The sequence below is a fragment of the Candidatus Bathyarchaeota archaeon genome, assembly GCA_026014585.1.
Classification (GTDB): Archaea; Thermoproteota; Bathyarchaeia; order Bathyarchaeales; family Bathycorpusculaceae; genus Bathycorpusculum.
The window spans coordinates 92,820-113,670 of record JAOZIA010000010.1; the positions used below are offsets into that span (position 1 = coordinate 92,820).

A 20,851-nucleotide genomic window follows, 5' to 3' on the forward strand; every position below is an offset into this window, starting at 1 on the left:
AATAATCTATATAGTCTATTCGTGAAGAGTAGCCTTTGCAAGCGCAATTTTATCGTCTAAACTTTTCATCAAAGTATTTGTGACCTTAACAGTTACGCCGAGCAGTTCAATGCGGCTTTTTTCTTTAGCATCCAAAGAATCAATAACAAAAACATCAAGAAAATCCCGATAAAGCTCCGCAACACCAAGCGCTGAAACCTCAAAACCCAACCCACGCAAAAGCTTATCCGCAGGACCCTTAATTGGCGCGCCAGCAACAATGGGGCTTATAGCGATTTTTTTTGCCTTTGTCTGTTTAACTGCGTCTCTTACACCAGTTAACCCAAGGATGGTGCCAATACTTACTATGGGATTACTTGGACAAATAATCACAAGGTCGGATTCCTCAATAGCTTCTAAAACCCCGCTGGCAGGCTTAGCAGTTTTGGAACCTGCGAACTCGACACCTAAAACTTCTTGTTTAGCCCCGTTTTTAACCATGTAATCTTGAAAATGAATTGTGCCGCTGTCGGTTTTGATTCGTGTCTCGACCCAGTCATTGGTCATGGGCAGTATTTTTGTTTGCACACCTAGTGATGTGTGGATTTTTTCTGTTGCTTGCGTCAGGGTTAACCCGTTCTTTAGCATTTTTGTCCGCAGAATGTTTGTAGCTAAGTCTCTGTCACCCAGATTGAACCAAGTGTCCTGACCATAACGTTTTAGCATTGCAAGTGTTTCAAAAGTGTCGCCTTTTATGCCCCAGCCTTTTTGCTCATCTGCAATGCCTGCAAGAGTGTAAGTAACTATGTCAACATCAGGAGACACGTGTAAACCAAAAAATTCCTTATCATCACCTGTGTTAACTATAACTGTTAGGTCTTTGGGGTTTATGATTTTTGTTAAGCCCGTTAGGAACCGTGCTGCGCCTACTCCACCTGCTAAAGCCGTAATCAATTTTTGCACCCTTAAGGTTGGTGTTCTTTTTCAGAAACCCAATATCCGCTACTTTTACCGTTGGAGTCTATAATATGTTCCTTCTTAAAAATGGGGACTTCATGCTTGTAACGTTCAACTGCTTCATGTAGCACCGCAAAAACTTCTTCACGATGAGCGCCAGCAACAGCAACATACACAAGGTCCTCCCCCACATCGAACTCGCCAAGAAAATGGTGGATCTGAACTGCGACTATACCTGTTTTTTTGGTTAGGTCACTGCAGATTTGGGTGAGAACTTCTCGGGCTTTTTCTTCGTAGCCTTGAATGGTGAGTTTTTGGACTTTTTTGTCCTCAAATGTTTCTCCACGGACCACGCCTATGAAGCAGGATATTGTGCCGGCTTTTTGGAAGGTTGGGTCTTGTTTTATGTTGTCTATGACATTTTGGATTGTGACGGTGCCTTTTGGGTGTACGCCGGCTTTTGCAGTCAAGATTTACACTTCCATGAAAGGAAAGGAACAGAGTATCTAATGTGGTTTACTGAAAATAAAAGAAATATTGTTGTAGGGTTAAAGAAGGAAAAGGGGTTATGCTTCTTCGGTTACTTCTTCTTCGACAACTTCAGGCTCAGATTCGAGTTCGGCTTCTTCTTCTGACTCTGGAGCTGCTGGGACTTCTGGGGGTAACTGCTGTGGTGCGGCTACAAGCTTGGATTTGCGTATGCCAACGTGTCGTAGTGGTGCAACGAATTTTGCCTGGTTGTAGATATCAGATGCAATTTTTCCAAGAACCATTTCTTGCACGAACTGGTCAAGTGTTAGAGTGGCGGCTTTTTCTTTGATAATTTTCTGCATCATGTTGCGAATGATTTTTTCCTGTGAAGTTTTTATGCGTGAAAGTGTCAGGGCTGAGACTGCGATGCGGAGCTTGAAGCCGTCTTTGGTTATTAGGTTGAAGAGTCCGTCGACTTTAGTGGTTCTTCGCCTTACAAGGCTTCTTAGGTAATCTCGTGAGTATTCATGACCTTTGAAAAGTGTTTTGGCGTTCTTTCCGTCCATTCCATAAATTTGGAAGAACATTTTCAGGTAATGATGAGAGAAGTCGCCCGTTATGTCGTAGAGTGTTGCTTCCACGACTCTTCCGATAAGTTGTTCTTGTTCTTGTGCTGGTACTGCGCCTAAGTCAACGTTACCAAAGAACGATGGCGCTACTACATTGTACCATCCTTTTCCACGCCACTTATCGCGAATATGTTTTGCTGATTTTGAAGACAAATTAATCCTCCAAACGTGCCAACACATTTCTCAAGGCTATATTAAAAGGTTTATTGTTTTCCTGATATTTTTTCCAGATGCCCCATGTATTTTCTTAGAACCTGCGGAACCGTTATTGTTCCATCCTCGGTCTGGTTGTTTTCGATTAGGGAAACAATGGTTCTGCCCGTAGCAATAGCGGTAGAATTGAGCGTGTGCAGAAAACCCTTCGGGGGCGCGCCTTCTTTTTCACGGTAGCGGATGCCGAGGCGTCTGGCTTGATAATCAGTACAGTTGCTGCAGGAGACGACTTCGCGGTAACAGTTGCTGGCAGGCATCCAAGCTTCAATATCATACTTTTTCGCGGCTACAGTGCCAATGTCACCTGTGCAAACATTAACTATACGGTAGGGTAACCCGAGCTTTTGCAACAAATCTTCAGCATTAACCAGCAGTTCCTCGTGCAGTTTGGGGCTATCTTCGGGTTTGCAGAAAATGAATTGTTCGATTTTGTTGAATTGGTGCGTGCGGAAGATGCCTCGTGTGTCTTTGCCGTGGGCACCTGCTTCTTTGCGGAAACAAGGGCTTAACCCAGCAAGTTTGAGGGGCATATCGTGTTCCTTTATGACTTCGTTCATGTACATTGCCGCCATAGGATGTTCAGATGTAGCAATCAAATAGGCATCTTCACCCTCAATTTTATAGAGCACATCCGCAAAGTCAGCCAGTGAAGTGACACCCTCATAGGCATCACGCTTCATCATAAGTGGTGGCTCAATAACCGTGTAGCCCTTCTCTGTTAATTCATCAAGAGCAAAGTGCATCAACGCAAAATCCAAACGAGCAGCAGGACCTTTCAAATAGAAGAATCTGGCTCCTGCAACTTTGCCTGCACGCTCCATATCAATAATGTCCAAGTTTAAAGCAAGGTCAATATGGTTTTTAGGTGTAAAACTAAACTGCGGAATAGTTCCCCAAGTTTTCACCAGCACATTTCCGCTGTCGTCAGCGCCAACTGGAACAGAATCCTCCAGCAAGTTCGGCAACCGCATTAGGAGGTCACGGTTTTTGGCTTCTTCCTCAGCCACCTGTTTTTCCGCCGTGGTTATTTGTGTGTCGATTTCTTGGGCTTTTTTAAGTTGTTCTGTGGCGGGTTGACTGGATTTTTTTAGTTTTGCGATTTCTATGGTTACTTGTTTGCGGGTGTGGCGCAGGTCGTTTAGTGTGGTTTGATTTTCCCGCCATTTACGGTCGTTAGCGATTAAATCCTCCAGCATTACTATGTTGTCTGGGTTGCCTCTTTTGTCAAGGTTGTCTCTTACCAGGTCAGGGTTTTCTCGGATAAGCTTGATATCTAACATGACACTCACGCGGAATAATTCTCTAACATTAAAAGAGCTATTTAACTTTATAACGCCTACAAGGTTTTTCAGACAGGATTAGGGAAGCCTCCTGTTTTTCCGATAGGTTATAATAGGTTTAGGGTGCGCTAAATAATAAGTTGGCACCCATGGTTCAAACCAAACTGTGCATAGTTACACATGTTTTCCTGCCGCATGTGGGAGGAATCGAAAAAGTCGTTTATGAACAAAGTAGCCGACTAAAAAAACAGCAGTTTGACCCTCTTGTAGTAACAAGCCGAATGCATGCGCCTTCCCCAAAATACGTTATTAATGGAATACCTGTTGAATGTTATGAAGCTTTAAGCCTCGCGTTTAGACTGGGAATCCCATACCCCATCCCCACAGGCTCTAGCTTCAAAACCTTCTCCAAAGCAGTTAAACAAGCCAAAATCGTGCACGCTCACGGACACATGTATTTGGCGTCTTTTGCCGCAAGTAAACTTGCCAAATTCTACAATAAACCCTTCGTGCTCACCCAACATAACACCTTCATCGAATACGATAACCTCTTTGACACAGTAGAATACTTGACTGATTTACTCATAAGCAAACAAACCCTGCAAGCTGCAGACAAAATATTAACGGTAAGCCAAGCCACAAAAAAATATGTGTTAAGTTTGGGGGCTAAACCTGAGAAAGTTGAGGTTCTCTATAACGGCGTGGACCTGAACCGTTTTAAGCTGCTCGCGGGTAAACGGGAAGAAATCAGGCTTAAACACGGCATATCCAACAAAGCCAAGGTTGTTTTGACCGTTAGACGATTAGTGTACAAGAACGGTGTAGACACCCTAATTGAAGCCGCAGCGTTGGCAGCAAAAAAAGACCTAAACATCGTGTTTCTTGTTGTCGGCAAAGGACCCGACAAAGAAAGGGTACAGCAACGAATTGTGCAGTTGGGAATTGAGCGAAATCTTTTGCTTGCGGGTTTTGTGAGCGATGAAGATTTGGCAGCGTATTATAATGCGGCGGACTTTTTTGTTCTGCCCTCTAAGTCAGGGGAAGGTTTGCCGCTGGTTGCGTTGGAAGCTATGGCGTGTGGTTTACCCGTTATAACCACTGACGTTGGTGGCATAAGGGAGATTTTGGTTGATGAATTTAGCAGAGTGATTCCGCCTAACAACCCTAAAGCTATGGCAGAGGCGGTTTTGGATTTTGCACGTACCCTGATCATAAATAGGGACGAGTTGAGACGGATAGTTGAACAAAAGTTCAGTTGGGACGTAAACGTTGAAAGACTCCGTGAAATATACGAAGAACTTATTTAACAGTCAAAGAATGTTAATAGAAGCCTCTTGGAGACGGAGCTCAGCATAACAATGCAGGTTGAAATGGTTTCAATCGTAATCCCAACACTAAACGAAGCAGGAAACCTTCTAGATATACTAAATACAATTCACGAAGGACTCACATATCCTCACGAAATCATTATTGTTGACGGAAACTCCGTTGACGGAACCAAAGAAATCGTTAAAAAAACAGGTTACTGCAGACTAATTATTGAGCCCAGACGCGGTTACGGGTTAGCGCTTCGGACAGGAATGAAAAACGCCCGAGGCAACGTCATCATCATGGTTGACGGCGACGGCACCTACGAAGTCAAACACATTAAACGACTAGTTGACACGTTGGCTATAAATGATGCCGACCTTGTTTTAGCTACACGAATGTATGACCCAAACAAAGCAATGGGCTTGATGAATTTTGTGGGCAACAAAATTATAACGTCCTGTTTTGATTTCCTCTACAAACAATTCTTCAGCGACACCCAGTCAGGTTTTAGGGCAATTTCCCGCGAAACACTGGAAAAAATCCCTTTGAAAGAAACCGACATGGCATACGCAACTGAGATGCTGATTCGTTTCGCCCAAAACAGGTGCCGAATGATTGAAGTTCCCACCATCTACAAGAAACGCTTGTATGGTCAGCCGAAACTGCGAAAATTTAAATCTTCAATCGAAATATTTAGCACTATGGTTAAAGGGCTGCTATGAGCAAAATTGGGAAAACCGCAAAGAAACTGCTCAGTGACGATAAAGGTTTTGTAGTTGCTATCGCAATTGCCCTGATTATAGTTTCATATTTGATGCTTAGTTACTACTTTGTTTACAGGCCAATCCCTGAAGGGTACAGTACAATGGGCATGCTTGATTACCAAAACAAAGCTGTGGACTACCCTGAAGTGGTAGTGTTAAACCAAAACAACACTTTTACAATTAACCTAACTGTTGAAAATCACATGGGCTCATCTCAGCAGTACAAGGTTTTAATGAAAACGGTTGAACCTATAGAAGTAATTCCAGTTGATACACCGCCAATTGCCACTTACGAAAAAACTGTTGCTGACGGGGAAACATGGAATATCCAACCCACAGTCACTTTAAACGACACAGGATACTACAGCGTGATTTTTGAACTCTACAGGTACATTCCAGAATCAAACAATTACCAGTTTGACAATTATAACATATGCGTCCTAAACGTCCAAGTCATAAGCAACTAAGTTTGCTACCATAACCGTTTGTTACAATGTGGACAGTAAGATTCGTTGGCAGACACGATTTGTTTGCAGTTAGGACACAACTGCACTGTTGTGCCGGGTCTTACATAGTTTGAATGGGGTTTTTGGTATAGGCTAGCGTCGTAGCTTGAAAAACGGGGCTGCTGCTTTATTTGCTTGTAGGGAGATACCCCTGAGGATTTTCTGTAGTACGGATGTTGGTGATAGTAAGGAGACGGAGTATAGTGCCCAATGGGAGTCTGAAACGGGTTCGGGGGGTCTAAGGCAGATTCATCAGGTTCAGGTTTGCTTCTTCTTTTTCTCAAATAAAACGCTACCCCAGCAACCACTGGAACAGTAACACCAACGCCTGCAATAATGGGAATAGCAATAGGCGGCAGGATAAACTCGTTTGATGTGGTGGTAATTTGGAAGAGGTTAGTGTCTGATATTATCTGGTAAATGCTCCAAGATAACGTCATATCCTCCGATTGAACTGTATAATTGAGGTAACTTTCCATTTTTAATCCTGTTTGATTGTCCCAAAAGGTTGACGTTATAAACTCGGTGGTGTTGTCAATGCTTTGTGTATATTCCAGTCGATTAACAATCCTTTGTGTTTCACCACTGCCGTAGGTCCGCATTAAGGTGTCATTGTGCAAAATTGTTGCGTCAATTGGAATACTAAGAATATCAGAAACAGTTTGGTTGGGCATAATTGCTATACCTAAAAGTTTCGGGTCACCCGTATAGGTGAGACTTTTACTACTTGAATCATTATAGAAATAGGTTACTGTGTAGCGAATGGTTTGCCCAGTGACATTTAGAATTTCATATTTTACGGAGGTTTTATTTTGAGCATCCAGCAACTCTTGAGGAATCAGCATGCTTGACTGATTTGTTTGCCATGAAGTACCAAAAGTGTAAACAACATAGTCCCCTGCTTTAACGCCAAGACTCTTGTTTTCATCAGCAGACACTAATGGGCAAAGTGTCAGCAGCAGAATAATTGTGGAAACCGCCAGTAGCCCTTTCCGATTCATAGTTTACACGATTTAGTAATTATTTGGCTTACTGAATTTAAGGTTTCTATGAAAAAGGTTTATGGAAATAACCGGTGTTTTCTTTAACTTTAAGTCTGGATAATTCTTAAATCTCCCAACTGCATCACAAACATGACATAAGGTGTAAATGTATGGCACAACCAACATTCAAAACAGTTTTCGTTTTTCTAGACACAGACAAATATTGCAGTCCCTTTGATATGCTAGTAGCAATCGACGCGTTCCCAGACAGCATGATATTCAAATACGAAAACGTCAACAGTGAAGACGCTCCAAAAATCGTTTACGACCTACTTTTCCCACGAGGTCCACTAGGAGCAGCACACACCAAAGTCTTCATCAACGGAAGCAACTTTGAAGAAGTAGAAAAAGTCGTTGCCGCAACACAGAAAGCCATGAAGTCAGCTCCATGGGGAAACAGCATAATCGTTGACCCAAGAGGCGGATATAGCACAGCCGCAGCAGCAGTAGCCAAAACATTGGGTGCATCCATAGGAAAAGGCTTAGGCGGATTAGAAGGCAAAAACGTCACAGTATTGGCAGGTACAGGACCAGTCGGTCAGACCGCAGCAAGAATTTATGCAGCCGAAAAAGCAAACGTAACCATCAGCAGCCGCTCACTTGCAAAAGGTCAAGCTGTAGCAGACAAAATTAATGCTGAAGTCGGCGAAAACCGCGTAAAAGTTGTTGAAGTTTCCAAACCAGAACAAACTGCAGAAGTCATAAAAGACGCAGACATCGTTCTTAGCGCGGGCGCAGGTGGAATTCAGCTTCTTAGCCAAGCAGACTTAAGCAAGGCGCCATCATGCAAAATTGTTGCAGACATAAACGCCATAAAACCATTAGGTGTTGAAGGCTTAGGCGAAAACGATGATAGCGTAGAAATCAAGACAGGCGTGTTCGGCATAGGCGCATTAGCTATTGGCAAACTAAAAATCAAAACCGAAACCGAAATGATAAAGCGTGCAACCGCTGAACCAGACGGACTCTTTGACTACTCAATAGCCTATAATATCGCTAAAGACAACATTCTCAAGAAACTTGCAAAAGCAGCTGCAAAATAAGCAGTTTCTTTTTTCTTTTTATTTTAAATTTTATTCATTCTATTTAGGACCAGTGGGCAATGGGTGTATAAGCGCCCAAAAAGGTTTCTTGGAGTTGGGGTTAAGGCAAATCTTAGAAAGTTTCATCATAAAAATGCTTTAGGAAATAATTAAGGTTTATTTAGGATAAACCCAAAGGAAAAACCGCAATAAGACCCCAAAAGAGAATACAAAATGGCTAGTTTCACTGAAATTCTTCAGCAAATATTGCACACAAATGCGGTAACAGCAGAAGCCATAACATCTATTCTAATCTTCATTGTTGTTGTCGCTGTAGGCTGGGGAATATATGCGGTTTTAAGCAGGCAACTTAGTAAGTGGGCAAAGAAAACGTCAACCACTTTAGATGACGAAATCATCGAAGCCGTAAAAGTCATAATAATAATGATAATCGTCATTTTTGGTATTGAATATGCCCTCTCACCGCTCTCGATACTTGAACCATACAATTACATACTAAATGGAGCATTCACAGTTATCCAAATCCTGCTAGCAGCCTTTGCGGTAACCAGAGTCTCAAACATTTTAGCTGACTGGTTCGTAGGCAGAACCGCAATAATGAAAGGAAAAAACAGCCACCACCTCTTATTTATTCTCAAAAAAATAATTCAGATAATAGTCTTCGTCTTCGCATTCCTCATAATACTTTGGACGTTTGACATTGACCTGACTGGCGCAGTAGTCGGCTTAGGAGTCGGAGGAATCGCCATAGCCTTTGCTCTGCAGAGCACTCTTAGTGATGTTTTCAGTGCATTCTCCATATACTTTGATCACCCATTTGAAATCGGAGACTTCATCGTTGTTGGCGACTACAGCGGCACAGTCAAAAGCATCGGCATCCGCTCCACAAGAGTCCAGCTATTGCAAGGCGAAGAACTCGTCATATCCAACCAAGAGCTCACCACGAGCAGCATCCGAAACTTTAGAAAACTCGAGAAAAGACGAGTAGTCTTCAACATCGGAGTAACCTATGATACCTCAGTTGAAAAACTACGAAAAATTCCAGGTATAATAACTGATGTCATCAAAAGCACTGAATTAGCCACATTTGATCGCGTTAACTTCACAGAGTTTGGCGACTTCAGTCTCAAATTCCAAATAATTTACTACGTAAACTGCTCAGATTGGGGCAAATACCTTGAAACACAAGAGCACATTAACTTTGAAATCAAAGAAGCCTTTGAGAAAGAAGCCATAGAAATGGCGTTCCCAACCAGCACAATCTACGTCAAAAAATAAGGCATCCACCCCCTATCTATTTGGTTCCTATTAGAAATTCAATGCAGAAACCATAGAGGGAGAGCGTTTTTTTTGCAAGTACCCTGGTCTACTTGAATGTTTTTTGCACAATTTCCCAATCGCTGGGGGTGTTCACGTTGAATAAAACCGCTACGTCATCAGTAATCAGTGCGCCTTGAGGTATAGTTGGCTGATTTATTTTTGAGCCATCAATAATATTCACGCCTGAAATGCAAACCGTTTCGCCCTCAAACGTGTCCAGCGACGAAGTAGACAGCCCAAGCTTTTTGCGGGCTGCAACAGGCACATAAACAGCTAATGCATCCTTACCGCAGTTTTCAAAGGCTTGGATTGCCCTATCAAGAAACGCGCCTGTTAACGTGGGCAAATCCGACGAAACCGTCAACACTGGGCAATACAGGTTTTTTTTAGCTATTACTTCTTTGAGGTCAAGGTGGTAGCCATTTCCTGCTGCCCTAAAAACCTCAAAATCCCTAAGCCTACACCACGCCTCTGTCACTGGAGTATTGGGGCTGGTAACCACTGTGAAACTTGAAACATTCTTGGCATCTTGCACTGCCGCCACAACTTTAGCAATAAAGGGTTCGTCAAAAAACCGTAGCATCGGCTTCTCAGTTGGCAACCCCATCCGTGAACCTCTGCCGCCAGCCATCACCAATGCGGGAATCTTCAAGCCAGCACCCCCAGCAAAACTGCCATTAAAACAAGGCATAGTGCTCTTGCAATCTCGTTTGTTGCGCCAATGGTATCTCCTGAAACGCCGCCGAAAGTTTTCTCAGAAACCTTCACCATCAACAAGCCCACTGGAACACTTGCCAAAACCGCAACAACTCCAATGATGCCACTTAAAGGTGAACCTAAAAAGAACAAGATTGGGAAAACAATCAAAACCGCCGCTACGTATGCTGCAATGTTTAGTTTCTTTTTTGCCATCCGCAGAAAAATCGAGCCCAACCCCTTATGTGAAGGTTTCCCGCCCCACACAATCGTAACCATCGCCAGTTTTGCAGCGACCTCAGAAGCAATAACTGCTCCAATTGCTATCCATGGATTAATAAGAAATAATCCAATAACTGCCAAAAATTCCACAATCAACGCGAAAAGCGCACCTGAATAAGTCACCGTCCACTTATGCGCTATCATTTTGCGGTCTTGCACATTTCTAAAACCCAGTGTGTTACCCAAATCCACCAATCCATCAAAATGCTGCAGACCTGTTAAAATCAGCAGAAACGCAATTGTCATTGCTGCCGGTGCGGCTTTTGCCAGAAAAGCTGTTGGGAACACAATAAGCATGTTTGCGGTTGAAAGCAAAAAGTCTATGATGTAGCTGGATGCAACAAAATATGCTGCTCCAAAAGCTCCAATTAATGCGCCGATTAAGGGGAAAAGGTAGATGTGTTGGGCAGTGTTTAGCACAAAGTCTTCTTTTGTGTTCATTGGGATTATGGTTAAGAAAGATAACAAATCCCTAAACGTTTTTATAGTTTTCAACGGCGACATATATTCTAACAACTACCATTAGTGAATATAGGCTTTGTCGTGAGAGGGATGGAGGAACTTAACAGTAAAAAAGTGATGGTTACTGGCGGCGCAGGCTTTATCGGTTACCATCTGACAAAAAAACTTGTAACCTTAACCCCCAACTTAACAATTTATGACGATTTATCCAGCGGAAAAATGGAAAACGTAAACGACGTACCATCCGCCAAATTCGTCAAAGGAGATATTTTAGACGCAAAAGCCCTCCTTGCACAAGAAAAAACTGACTTAATTTATCACTTAGCAGCTCAAGTTGTAGTTCCATACTCAATGGAAAACCCCCTGATTGACTTTGACACTAACGCTAAAGGAACCATGCATGTTTTGGAAAAAGCCCGCAAAGACGACGCAAAACTCGTTTTTGCTTCAAGCGCCGCAGTTTATGGCAACCCTACAGTTTTTCCAACTCCTGAAGGCTATGGTTTTCACCCCTTCTCATGTTATGGTTTAAGCAAGGTTGTCGGGGAAGAATACTGTCAAATGTACCAGAGCCAATATGGACTGGACATAACCATCATGCGGTTTGCAAACGTTTTCGGTCCAAGATGTCACGGTGTAATCCACGATTTTATTGAGAAACTGGAGAAAAACCCTGATAAACTGGAAATAATCGGCACAGGCTTGCAATCCCGCGATTTCGTGCATGTATCTGATGTGGTGGACGCGCTCATAAAAGTGGGAGAGAGCAAAAAAGCAAACGGTGAAGTCTACAACATCGGCTGCGGAACAACCACTTCAATTCTTGAACTTGCAAAAATGATAATCAAAATTCTTGGGCTTAAAAAAACAGTAATCACTACCACCAACGTTTCTTGGCAGGGTGACGTGACAAAAATCTGGTTCAACAATAACAAGGCTAAACGAGAACTGAAATGGAACCCAAAAATCACCTTGGAAGATCACATACGCGAAATTATCGCTGAGAGGAAAAACTCCAAATGAGTTCTGCCTCGCCAGTAAAGGGCTTACTTGCTCTACTTCGGCTTCCTTACTGGCTAATGACAGGTGGCTTATCACTTTTAACCGCGCGTGCAATAACCAAAGCAAGCCTAGGCAGCATAGAAACCACGCTTGGCGCGTTGAGTTTTGGGTGGGTTGCCCTTCTGATTTTCTTTTCCATGGCTTTTATCACGTCCGCAGGGTTTGCTATAAACGATTATTTTGACCGAGAAAGTGACGCTGTAATCAAGCCTAAGCGTCCTATCCCTTCAGGGGCGCTATCTTTAACGCAGGTTATGGCGGTTTCAGGCGTGCTTTTTGCGGTTGGGCTGGTTTTGGCTTTCTTGATTAACTGGCTTAGTTTTGCAATTATCGCTGTTGATTCCGTTTTGCTTTTGATTTATTCGTACATGGTGAAACGTAAATCAGGGTTCATAGCCAATGTGTTAGTTGGAATTTTAACTGGTACCGCTTTCCTGTATGGGCAAGCAACAGTCTCCAATACAATCAGTATAATTTCATTTACCCTCTACCCAATAGCTTTTGGAACCATAGGCGGTAACGTACTGCGTGATGTCCTAAGCGTTGAAGGCGACACGAAAGTTGGTTATCCAACGTTGCCACAGAAAATCGGTAACATCAAATCCATTAAAGTAGCTGCAATTTTCTTCCTGTTGACAGGGTTACTTGCGCCATTGCCTTCTATACCCTTCTTTGCGGACCACTTCACCATTTACTATCTTCCCTGTATTCTTTTGTGGAGTGTTCTGCTCATCTATGCATCAGTTCGCCTTATCACTTCAGCCTCAACTCTTCAAAGCGTACGAAAATATGAACGCATAGTTACTATGTCCATGATTCTTTTACCTATAGCGTTAATATTTGAAGCCGTACTCGGAGGGTTACTGTGAGCGAAACCAAAAGCATCTGCCCCGAATGTCAAAAGAAAATCAATGCACAACTCCGTGAAGTCAACGGCAAAATCCAGATCATCAAACAGTGTCCAGAGCACGGTGAATTCAAAGCTACCCACTGGCAAAGCATACCCATCTTTGAACACATGATAAAGTACGACCAGTTCCAATACCTCGGCGACCTCAACGCACCAAAAGACCCAGCAGGTTGCCCATACAACTGTGAAAAATGCAAAATTCACGCCTCAGGAACCGTCATCGGCGTTATCGATGTAACTAAACGTTGCAATTTTAAATGTGCAATTTGCTTCTCAACCTTCCCAGATCAAGGTGAAGATTACGAACCCACCAAAGAATCCCTCATAAACATGCTCGAGTTCGCCGCTAAAGCTAACCCTAAACCCCCAGCGATCCTGTTTTCAGGCGGCGAACCGTTGGAACGCGAAGACATGCCTGAAATCATAGCCGCTGCTCACAGGCTAAAATTCATGACAATTTTAGCAACTAACGGAACTCACTTGGTTGATACTCCTGGTTTGGCAAAGCGACTCAAAGATGCAGGGTTAAACATTGTTTACTTGTCTTTTGATAGTTTCCATGAAGAGTTCAACAAAAAAATCCGTGGATTGCCCCTGGTGGACATTAAGCTCAAAGCGATTGATGTCTGCCGCAAATACGATATGGAAGTCATTTTGGTTAACACGTTAATGAAAAGCCTCAACGATGAGGAAGTCGGTGACATGATTCGATTCGCAGCCCAAAACACAGACATCATAAGAGGCTTAATTTTCCAGCCCATAGCTTTCACTGGCAGAGCAACTGAGAATCCTTTCCGCGAGAACTTTCGGGAATGGAGTTTTGCCGAGGACGTGGAGACACAGACCAATGGGGAAGTAAAAGCCACCGATTTGTTTCCGATGTCTGTTATGACTTCACCGATTAAAATCATGCGTAAATTCATGCAAAAACCCTGGCCACTGTTTTCGTGCAGTCCACAATGCGGCATCGTGAACTGGATTTACGTTTCTAAAAGCGGCAAAATGTTCCCAATTAATCGTTTTGTGAATTTTGACAGATTCTTCAGTACCATTCGCAAAACCGCTGAAAACGCCGAGTCAAAAGGCAAATTCTCACTGCTTTCTTCACTGTTTATGGCTTCCATGCTGTCAATGAACATGTTCTTAGTTACCCGAGAAGTGGGTATGCCGACTTTGTTAAAGTCGATTTTGCGTATGCACATTTCACCTTCTTATCAGTCGCTGGGTAAAATCCGCCGCAGAATCTTCCTACTAGGTTGCATGGCATTTATGGACAGTTACAACTTTGACGTTAACCGCGTACGACGCTGCGTAGTTCACTACATTACCCCTGACCTCAAAATCATACCCTTCTGCGCCTACAACAACGTGCATCGCGTTGCAATAGAAAAGGAGTACATACAAAGAACCAAAAAAGCCTAATTTTTCCTCTTTTTAGGCAATTAAGACTTTTTCTCAAAATTGTTGCTGTTTTTGTTGCACTATCTTCAGGGTACCCTCGATTTTTTTCCAGTGCGCACCCTGCCAATACACTTGTCCGCAGTTGGGGCATTTCCAGAATTTGTCATTATAGAGAAGCGTGTTTGCTTCCACGTCAGTTTGGATTTGGGTTTTTGCGGTTGGGTTTAGTTTAGCTCCGCATTTGGGGCAATAGGATTTGTCCATATCAATTTCCACGTCTAAACTGTAGCGGCTTGCCAACTGTGCGAGTCTTCCTGTTTCATTTTTAGCATCCACATAAAACACTTCAATACCCTTGCTAACCGCACGATGATACAGCTCAAAATCCCTTGTCAAAAGCACCCTGTTCTCTTTTTTTGCCACAGCTAAAAGTTCATTGTCACCCATTTTAATGGAATACTCTACGTCGTGTCCAAGCATCCGAAGCCAACGTGCAAGTTTTCCCAGCATGCCATCTGCGAGGAACTTCAAATTTTGCCTCTCCGCAGAACCATGCCGCAGCCTGCTTTTGCTACAATTTCGCCCTCATCCATGATTAGTTTGCCATTTACGTAGGTTTTAACTGGTTTTCCTTGGGCTTCCCAGCCGTCGTAGGGTGAGAATTTGGCTTTAGACTTAAATTTTGATGCCTCAATCTTGAAGACTCTCTTGTAATCCACAACGGTTAGGTTCGCTTGGTTTTCTGCTTTAAGCTTGCCCTGACCTTGTAGACCAAAGATTTCTGCGGGTTTTTCCGCTAAAAGCTCTACTACCCTTTCAAGACTCAATTTACCCCTGTTAATCTGCGTCAATAGCAAAGGCAACGTGACTTCTAATCCTGGTAATCCCGGTTTAACCTCCCAAACATCTTCCGCCGACTTTTCATTCAAAGTATGGGGTGCATGGTCAGAACCCAGCGAATCCACGATGCCCTCGGTGATGCCTTTCCAGAGCGCTTCAGTTTGGTCTGGACTGCGGATTGGAGGCGCAACAATTATCATGCTTCCCAAGCGGGGCGTGTCGGTGCTGGATAGGAACAGGTGGTTTGGGGTTACCTCACAGGTGACTGCTCTGCCCTCTTTTTTTGCTTCAGAGATTGTGTCTAAGCCTTCTTGTGAGGTAACATGGCAAAAATGAATTTTAGCTTTGGTTTTTTTGGTGACTGACAGTAAATGTTTAATGGCTTTTTGTTCTGCTTCTGGAGTATGCGCTTGAAGAAACGCTGCTGGACTGCTTTTTTTGGCTGCTCGAAGCATAGCCTCATTAAATCCTACCAAATCCTTATCTTCAGCATGAACCGCGACAGGCACACCAAGCGCTCCAACCTGCTCAAAAGCTTCAGTCATTGCTGCGTCATCATCAAGGTTTAAGCCGCCAACCTGAGCGCCCATAAAAAGTTTAAACCCAAAATTCCCCTCAGCAACAATATCACCAATCTGCTTTGTCTCTTTGGGGAATTCGCTGTAGAATCCAACATTAACCATTGTGCGCCGCTGGGCTATTTCCATTCGGTTACGCAATGTTTGTGGGCTCATAGTTACAGGGTCATTGTTTGGCATGTCCAGAACCGTTGTGAAACCCCCCGCTGCCGCTGCCGATGTGCCCGAGTGGAAATCTTCTTTGTATGCTTTGCCTTCATCTCGCAGATGTACATGCGTGTCGATGAGTCCAGACAAAACCAGCAAGCCTTTTAGGTCAACTTTTTCGTCAGCTTGGGGCATGTGAGTTTCTTTGCCGATTTTCTGGATTTTGCCTTCCTCAATTGCGATGCAGCAGTCCAAAACTTCCTTGTTTAGGTATGCCTTAGCATTTTTCAGCACAGTGTCAGCAATCATGCAGGGTCACGCTATCAATTAAGAATTAGCCAGTTAAAAAGAATTATTAAAAAAGAGGCTATTTCTCGCGAAGCTCTATGAGGCATTCATCGCAGATGTTTCTGCCCTCATATTCTCTGAGGTTTTCTGAGTAGGCGTTGCAGTTTTCGCAGTAACCTGATAAGGGTGCTTCTTCAAGTTCTTCTTCGCCTTCCTCAATTCGGCTTTTCTCCTGCATAATCTCAAGAAGCTCCGACATAACGCCCAGAAGGTCTTTGCTTGAAATTATCCCAACCAAATTACCCTTATACATAACGCCCAATCGTCGAATATCTAACCGATTCATTCTCCTTGCGGCATCAGTGACCGTGGCATCTGGCTCAATTGTTACTAGTGGAGTAGTCATGATTTCTTTAACTTTTACGATGTCTGGCTTGAGATTGTTTGCTATAACCCGAATTACCAAGTCGCGTTCGGTTATTATGCCTATGGATTTTCCTGACTCGTTGATAACAATAACGCATCCTACGTCGCTTTGCGCCATTGACGCTGCAGCTTGGTTTGAGGTGCTTGTTTCATCTATTGTTATAACTGGGCTGCTCATGACATCTTTTACAAGCATTCGTGGTCTTAATCCAATTTCGGACATAAATTTCACATCCAGCAATCAAGCCACACTGGGCTACACTTGAAACTATAAGGTACACTAATTTAAGAGTTGCTTAAGTACAAGAAACTGCATCAAACAATGTATACGACAAGGCGTGAATACACATGCTAAAGTTAAACACTGAAAAACTAATCAAAATATCTGTTATGGGCGAAATAGCAAGCCCAACTATCCGAAACGTTTACTCCATTTCACCAACAGGAGCACCCACAGTCATGACAAGCGTCGGCGGAATAACCTACAACCTGCGAGTCGGCGACCCTGCCTGTGGCTGGATGGCAGACCATGCAGAACCATGCGTAAGCTTAGAAAACAAGGAAAACGACGCCCGATTTGGCTCAGCAGCAAACACTGCCTTCAACGTGTTATCATGTGTTGGTAACGAAGCAATTGTGGCAAGTGGTGATGCTAAAGGTGAGCGAGGTGTTGTAACTGGTAAACATGGTGGTGTCGAGCATGTGATGGTTGATTTTTCTGAGCAAATTGTTGAGAAATTGTTGCCTGGTGACCGTGTTTTAATTAAAGCCTTTGGCACAGGCTTAAAACTGCTGGATTTTCCAGAAATAAAAGTTATGAATATGGATCCCAAGTTTTTGGAAGCTTTAAATCCCCTTGCGGATGGTGAGACGCTTGAGGTTTCAGTGGCACATGTTATTCCAGCAGCGATTATGGGTTCAGGGCTGGGTGCTACTCAGGTAAATTCAGGTGATTATGACATTCAATTATCCGATGAGGTGATGGTTGAGAAGTATAGTTTGGCTTCTCTGCGGATAGGTGACATAGTTGCTATCGTGGATGCTGACCACAGTTTTGGCAGGATTTATCGTCAAGGCGCCATGAGCATCGGAATTGTAGTTCATTCAAACTGTGTCGCTGCAGGTCATGGTCCAGGTGTAACTACACTTATGACTTCCTCTTCTGGAAAGATATCTCCCAAGTTAAATCAGGCAGCTAACATCGCTTCATTGTTAAAGTTAAGAGCACATATATAAGAGTGGATATCCACTTATGGAGCGATTAGAAGAGAGGTCAAAATAATTGCCATTTAAGCGTAAAAGCAGAGGAAGATCAAAAGGCAGTAAAGGAAGCAGCAGTCTAGTTCAATGTGCAAACTGTGGTTCAATGGTCCCACGTGACAAAGCAAAAAGATCCACTCGTCGCGTTTCGTTTGTTGAGCCGCAATTGGCAAAGGAACTTCGGGCTAAAGGCACGTTTCTGTCTTCTTGGGTGGACACAAAATACTACTGTATTTCCTGCGCGGTTCACCGTGGCATCGTTAAGGTGCGAGCCGAAAACGAGCGTCATTCACGAGGCTATAAACGAAGATCCTAAATGCTACTTTTCTTTTTTAATTCTTTGTAAACATGTATTGCTCTTTGTAAAACTGTAAAGTTTGAAAGCACTGCCAACAAGGCTATGCCGTAACCAAGAGCTGGCAACCAAAAGAACGCAATTATGCTCACTACAGCTAAAATTAACATGCGTTCTGCGCGTTCGGCTAAACCAACAGACTCCATTTTTATCCCAATTGCTTCTGCCCGCGCGCGACAGTAACTCACCATCAAAGAACCTATCAATGCAGCAAGGCACCAGATGGTTCCCCAGTACGCTCCCCAAGCAGCATTTGTTAATCCAGCGATAATTATTGCGGCATAGAGTACTGCGTCTGAGTAGCGGTCAAGTAGTGAATCGAAAAATCCGCCAAATGGTGTTGCTTGTCCAAAAGTGCGGGCTACAATGCCGTCTAAGGTGTCGCAGAATCCTGATGCTAACATGAAAACGGTTGCTAAAATCAAAAGGTACAGTGAATAAGTTAATGCCAGTGCGTATGATGCTGCAGAGAGCAAGATAAGGGCAAAACCGATTATGCTGATTGTGTTGGGGGTTAAGCCTATTTTGTGTGCTGCCTGCGCCTGTGAGGTTAGCATTTGCTGGACGGACTTTTTGAGTTTAGTGAGCAAGGGTTTTCAACTTGAATGTTAGCTCAATAGGTGGTTGGCTGTAAAAAAGGCTTTCTAAGCAGCATTTACTGTTGCTTTGGGGTTGTAATTTTTTACTTGCTATTAGAATGTTAAAAAATGTCCTTTGTACACGTAAATGATTTAAATTCCCCTTGTACCTGTACCGCTAAATAGGTGATATAACTTTGGCTTTAGACCCAGTATTGAATGCAATCGTTACGATTTGTATTCTAGTTTTCTCAGCCAAGATTCTGGGTGAACTCTTTTCACGCTACAAGATTCCCTCGGTTCTTGGCGAGTTGGCAGCGGGTATTTTGCTGGGTCCTTACGCGTTTGGTAGCCTGCTCAATATTGGTGGAACTCCCCTGATTGAGCTTAATGAGATTGTGCGGGCTTTTGGTGAAATTGGCGGTATTTTGATTCTGTTTATTGCTGGGTTAGAGATGACTTTTACTGACTTCCGAAAGGTTGGTGTTCCAAGCTTTATTGTTGGAGCTTTAGGTGTTGTGGTTCCTTTTATTATCGGGTACGGTTTTTGCACGTTAATAGGCTATGACATTATTGTTAGTCTTGTTGTCGCTGCAGCTCTAGTAGCAACAAGCATTTCAATAACTTCACTTGTCTTGATTGAACTCAAGCAGATGCACCGAGTGGAATCTAAGATGATGATTAGTGCAGCTGTGGTTGATGACGTTTTAGGCTTGGCAGTTTTAGGTGTCATCGTCTCATTCATTTCCTCTTCAGCACCGATTGAACCCTTAAACGTGATTATCTTAATTTCAACCTCGCTTGCTCTGTGGTTGGCATTAACAGTTTTCTCCTCGTTTGTACTGCCCAGACTACTCAATTACATTTCTAAAGGCAACTCAGATGCTACAGTTGAAGCAACCGCTACTGCTTCCTGTTTTGGTGCTTCCGCGCTGGCAGCCGCAGTTGGCTTGTCACCAATTGTCGGTGCTTTTGCAGCTGGAATGGCGATTGCCAGTTCAAACACTATTGAAAAAATCCGTGCTTACGCCCAAAAACTCAGTATAGTGTTTTCCCCAATATTCTTCGCGTTAGCCGGAGCAGCCTTCAACATCAGAAGCTTTCTCACTTTAGACTGGCACTTCTACGCCTTCTTCTTTGCCTTAGTAATATTGGCTGTTGCAAGCAAACTGCTTGGATGTGGATTGCCTGCTGCACTGTTTTTGAAAAATCGTGCTAAAGGAATGAAAGTTGGTATCGGCATGATTTCCAGAGGTGAAGTCGGCTTGATTGTGGCTGGTGTAGCCATTTCTGCTGGCGCCAGAACTGAGAGCACTTACGCGGCAATTCTGGGTATGATAATGATTACCACTGTTCTCACGCCGCTTATGCTGCGTCGAGCCGCTGACAAAGAACCCCCTGAAGAAGTTCCACCAGAAGAGACCGACGACAAATCATCACCTGACTATATCCCAACCTACCCTCTATAGGGTATGTGTGTTTGGTTGATGCTTTTTTATACAGAAAACTGGTTTTCAACATTTAATTAGTAAAAATGTCGACATTAGGGGACCTCCCCTCTATGGTTTCTGCATTGTATTTCTAATAGGCTCCAAATAGACGGTAAATAGGTTGGCAAAATAAGAAGAGGTTGGTTGGATGTTAGTCTTCTCTCAATTTGAATATTTTGACTGCTGCCACAAAAATTATTTTTTTGTAGTCAGAGCTGTGTTGTTTTGGCGGGTTTGGTGTGTCTGGAACGGTATGTTGCTATGCTTATGGCGGCGATTATGGATGTGATGGTTGCGCCTGTGATTAGTGTGGCTGTTTCTGTCAGGTTGGGGTGCGTGCTGGTTGGGGCTGTCGCGTTGATGGTGAAATGGAATGTTGAGATTGAGTGGTAGATTGATTTTGGGTTGGTGCTGTTGGGTCCTTCGTAGATGGTTATGTTGTGTGTTCCGTTTGGTAGCTGTGGTAGTGTTGTGTTGCAGTTCCAAGTGTATACTGTGTATGGGTCATATGGCCAGTCGGTGACTTCGTATTGGCTGATGACTGTTTGATTTAATTTGCC

The 20,851-nt window shown here is 43.4% G+C and carries 23 protein-coding genes; 11 read left to right on the forward strand and 12 right to left on the reverse strand.

Features of this window, described 5'->3' with window-relative positions; all coding sequences use genetic code 11:
* Positions 1-15: 15 nt before the first annotated feature.
* The 4 genes from cofD to serS all read right to left on the reverse strand — a co-directional run bounded on the left by cofD (position 16) and on the right by serS (position 3,529).
* A complete protein-coding gene (cofD, locus tag NWF01_05065; GenBank protein MCW4024391.1) occupies positions 16-942 on the reverse strand; it encodes a 2-phospho-L-lactate transferase in 927 nt (308 codons plus the stop codon).
* Between the two features lie 2 nt (positions 943-944).
* Positions 945-1,406, reverse strand: coding sequence for a molybdenum cofactor biosynthesis protein MoaE (locus NWF01_05070; GenBank protein ID MCW4024392.1), 462 nt, complete (start codon positions 1,404-1,406; stop codon positions 945-947).
* A 96-nt stretch (positions 1,407-1,502) separates the two neighbouring features.
* Positions 1,503-2,216 (reverse strand): 30S ribosomal protein S3ae, encoded by a 714-nt coding sequence (locus NWF01_05075; GenBank protein ID MCW4024393.1) that lies wholly within the window; start codon positions 2,214-2,216, stop codon positions 1,503-1,505.
* Positions 2,217-2,239: 23 nt separating this feature from the next.
* Positions 2,240-3,529, reverse strand: a complete 1,290-nt coding sequence (serS, locus tag NWF01_05080) for a serine--tRNA ligase (protein MCW4024394.1) — start codon at positions 3,527-3,529, stop codon at positions 2,240-2,242.
* 149 nt (positions 3,530-3,678) lie between these two features.
* Between serS and NWF01_05085 the strand changes: the two genes are divergently transcribed.
* From NWF01_05085 to NWF01_05095, 3 genes are read left to right on the forward strand one after another with little or no spacing between them, the layout of a single operon-like run.
* Positions 3,679-4,836, forward strand: a complete 1,158-nt coding sequence (locus tag NWF01_05085) for a glycosyltransferase family 4 protein (GenBank protein MCW4024395.1) — start codon at positions 3,679-3,681, stop codon at positions 4,834-4,836.
* Positions 4,837-4,863: 27 nt separating this feature from the next.
* On the forward strand, positions 4,864-5,562 hold the full coding sequence (locus NWF01_05090) for a glycosyltransferase family 2 protein (protein MCW4024396.1): 699 nt from the start codon (positions 4,864-4,866) through the stop codon (positions 5,560-5,562).
* Positions 5,559-6,071, forward strand: a complete 513-nt coding sequence (locus tag NWF01_05095; protein MCW4024397.1) for a DUF1616 domain-containing protein — start codon at positions 5,559-5,561, stop codon at positions 6,069-6,071. The genes NWF01_05090 and NWF01_05095 overlap by 4 nt, the downstream gene beginning before the upstream one ends.
* A gap of 5 nt (positions 6,072-6,076) precedes the next feature.
* Here NWF01_05095 and NWF01_05100 read toward each other — a convergent pair whose 3' ends face one another.
* Positions 6,077-7,111, reverse strand: a complete 1,035-nt coding sequence (locus NWF01_05100; protein MCW4024398.1) for a zinc ribbon domain-containing protein — start codon at positions 7,109-7,111, stop codon at positions 6,077-6,079.
* A 152-nt stretch (positions 7,112-7,263) separates the two neighbouring features.
* On the opposite strand from NWF01_05100, the gene NWF01_05105 reads away from it, so the two are divergent.
* Together NWF01_05105 and NWF01_05110 are read left to right on the forward strand one after the other, a co-directional pair.
* Complete coding sequence (locus tag NWF01_05105; protein ID MCW4024399.1) at positions 7,264-8,196, forward strand: saccharopine dehydrogenase NADP-binding domain-containing protein; 933 nt, start codon at positions 7,264-7,266, stop codon at positions 8,194-8,196.
* A gap of 213 nt (positions 8,197-8,409) precedes the next feature.
* Complete coding sequence (locus NWF01_05110; GenBank protein MCW4024400.1) at positions 8,410-9,474, forward strand: mechanosensitive ion channel family protein; 1,065 nt, start codon at positions 8,410-8,412, stop codon at positions 9,472-9,474.
* Between the two features lie 88 nt (positions 9,475-9,562).
* On the opposite strand, the gene NWF01_05115 is transcribed toward NWF01_05110, so the two are convergent.
* Together NWF01_05115 and NWF01_05120 are read right to left on the reverse strand one after the other, a co-directional pair.
* The gene (locus tag NWF01_05115; GenBank protein ID MCW4024401.1) at positions 9,563-10,168 is read right to left on the reverse strand and encodes an NTP transferase domain-containing protein; all 606 of its coding nucleotides are present in this window, start codon (positions 10,166-10,168) and stop codon (positions 9,563-9,565) included.
* Positions 10,165-10,998, reverse strand: coding sequence for an adenosylcobinamide-GDP ribazoletransferase (locus NWF01_05120; GenBank protein MCW4024402.1), 834 nt, complete (start codon positions 10,996-10,998; stop codon positions 10,165-10,167). Before NWF01_05120 ends, NWF01_05115 begins: the two co-directional genes overlap by 4 nt.
* Positions 10,999-11,046: 48 nt before the next feature.
* Between NWF01_05120 and NWF01_05125 the strand changes: the two genes are divergently transcribed.
* The 3 genes from NWF01_05125 to NWF01_05135 are packed head-to-tail and all read left to right on the forward strand — an operon-like array spanning position 11,047 to position 14,350.
* Positions 11,047-11,979, forward strand: coding sequence for a GDP-mannose 4,6-dehydratase (locus NWF01_05125; protein ID MCW4024403.1), 933 nt, complete (start codon positions 11,047-11,049; stop codon positions 11,977-11,979).
* Entirely contained in the window at positions 11,976-12,887 is a 912-nt protein-coding gene (locus NWF01_05130) for a UbiA family prenyltransferase (protein MCW4024404.1), read from the forward strand. Before NWF01_05125 ends, NWF01_05130 begins: the two co-directional genes overlap by 4 nt.
* Complete coding sequence (locus NWF01_05135) at positions 12,884-14,350, forward strand: radical SAM protein (protein ID MCW4024405.1); 1,467 nt, start codon at positions 12,884-12,886, stop codon at positions 14,348-14,350. The genes NWF01_05130 and NWF01_05135 overlap by 4 nt, the downstream gene beginning before the upstream one ends.
* A 33-nt stretch (positions 14,351-14,383) precedes the next feature.
* On the opposite strand, the gene NWF01_05140 is transcribed toward NWF01_05135, so the two are convergent.
* Genes NWF01_05140 through NWF01_05150 form a run of 3 tightly spaced genes read right to left on the reverse strand, consistent with a single transcriptional unit; the run spans position 14,384 to position 16,831 of the window.
* A complete protein-coding gene (locus NWF01_05140; protein MCW4024406.1) occupies positions 14,384-14,860 on the reverse strand; it encodes a Mut7-C RNAse domain-containing protein in 477 nt (158 codons plus the stop codon).
* Positions 14,857-16,203 (reverse strand): dihydroorotase family protein, encoded by a 1,347-nt coding sequence (locus tag NWF01_05145; protein MCW4024407.1) that lies wholly within the window; start codon positions 16,201-16,203, stop codon positions 14,857-14,859. The genes NWF01_05140 and NWF01_05145 overlap by 4 nt, the downstream gene beginning before the upstream one ends.
* A 58-nt stretch (positions 16,204-16,261) precedes the next feature.
* The gene (locus NWF01_05150) at positions 16,262-16,831 is read right to left on the reverse strand and encodes a CBS domain-containing protein (protein ID MCW4024408.1); all 570 of its coding nucleotides are present in this window, start codon (positions 16,829-16,831) and stop codon (positions 16,262-16,264) included.
* Positions 16,832-16,956: 125 nt separating this feature from the next.
* On the opposite strand from NWF01_05150, the gene NWF01_05155 reads away from it, so the two are divergent.
* Complete coding sequence (locus NWF01_05155) at positions 16,957-17,844, forward strand: DUF4438 domain-containing protein (protein ID MCW4024409.1); 888 nt, start codon at positions 16,957-16,959, stop codon at positions 17,842-17,844.
* A 46-nt stretch (positions 17,845-17,890) separates the two neighbouring features.
* Positions 17,891-18,184 (forward strand): 30S ribosomal protein S26e, encoded by a 294-nt coding sequence (locus tag NWF01_05160; protein ID MCW4024410.1) that lies wholly within the window; start codon positions 17,891-17,893, stop codon positions 18,182-18,184.
* Here the strand turns inward: NWF01_05160 and pgsA are convergent.
* Positions 18,181-18,813 carry an archaetidylinositol phosphate synthase gene (pgsA, locus tag NWF01_05165; GenBank protein ID MCW4024411.1) on the reverse strand — a complete coding sequence of 211 codons (633 nt, stop codon included), beginning with the start codon at positions 18,811-18,813 and terminating at the stop codon, positions 18,181-18,183. The two genes, NWF01_05160 and pgsA, sit on opposite strands and share 4 nt — an antisense overlap.
* 185 nt (positions 18,814-18,998) lie before the next feature.
* On the opposite strand from pgsA, the gene NWF01_05170 reads away from it, so the two are divergent.
* Positions 18,999-20,270, forward strand: a complete 1,272-nt coding sequence (locus NWF01_05170; protein ID MCW4024412.1) for a cation:proton antiporter — start codon at positions 18,999-19,001, stop codon at positions 20,268-20,270.
* 230 nt (positions 20,271-20,500) lie between these two features.
* On the opposite strand, the gene NWF01_05175 is transcribed toward NWF01_05170, so the two are convergent.
* The coding region (locus tag NWF01_05175) for a hypothetical protein (protein ID MCW4024413.1) at positions 20,501-20,851 on the reverse strand (351 nt) is incomplete at its 5' end.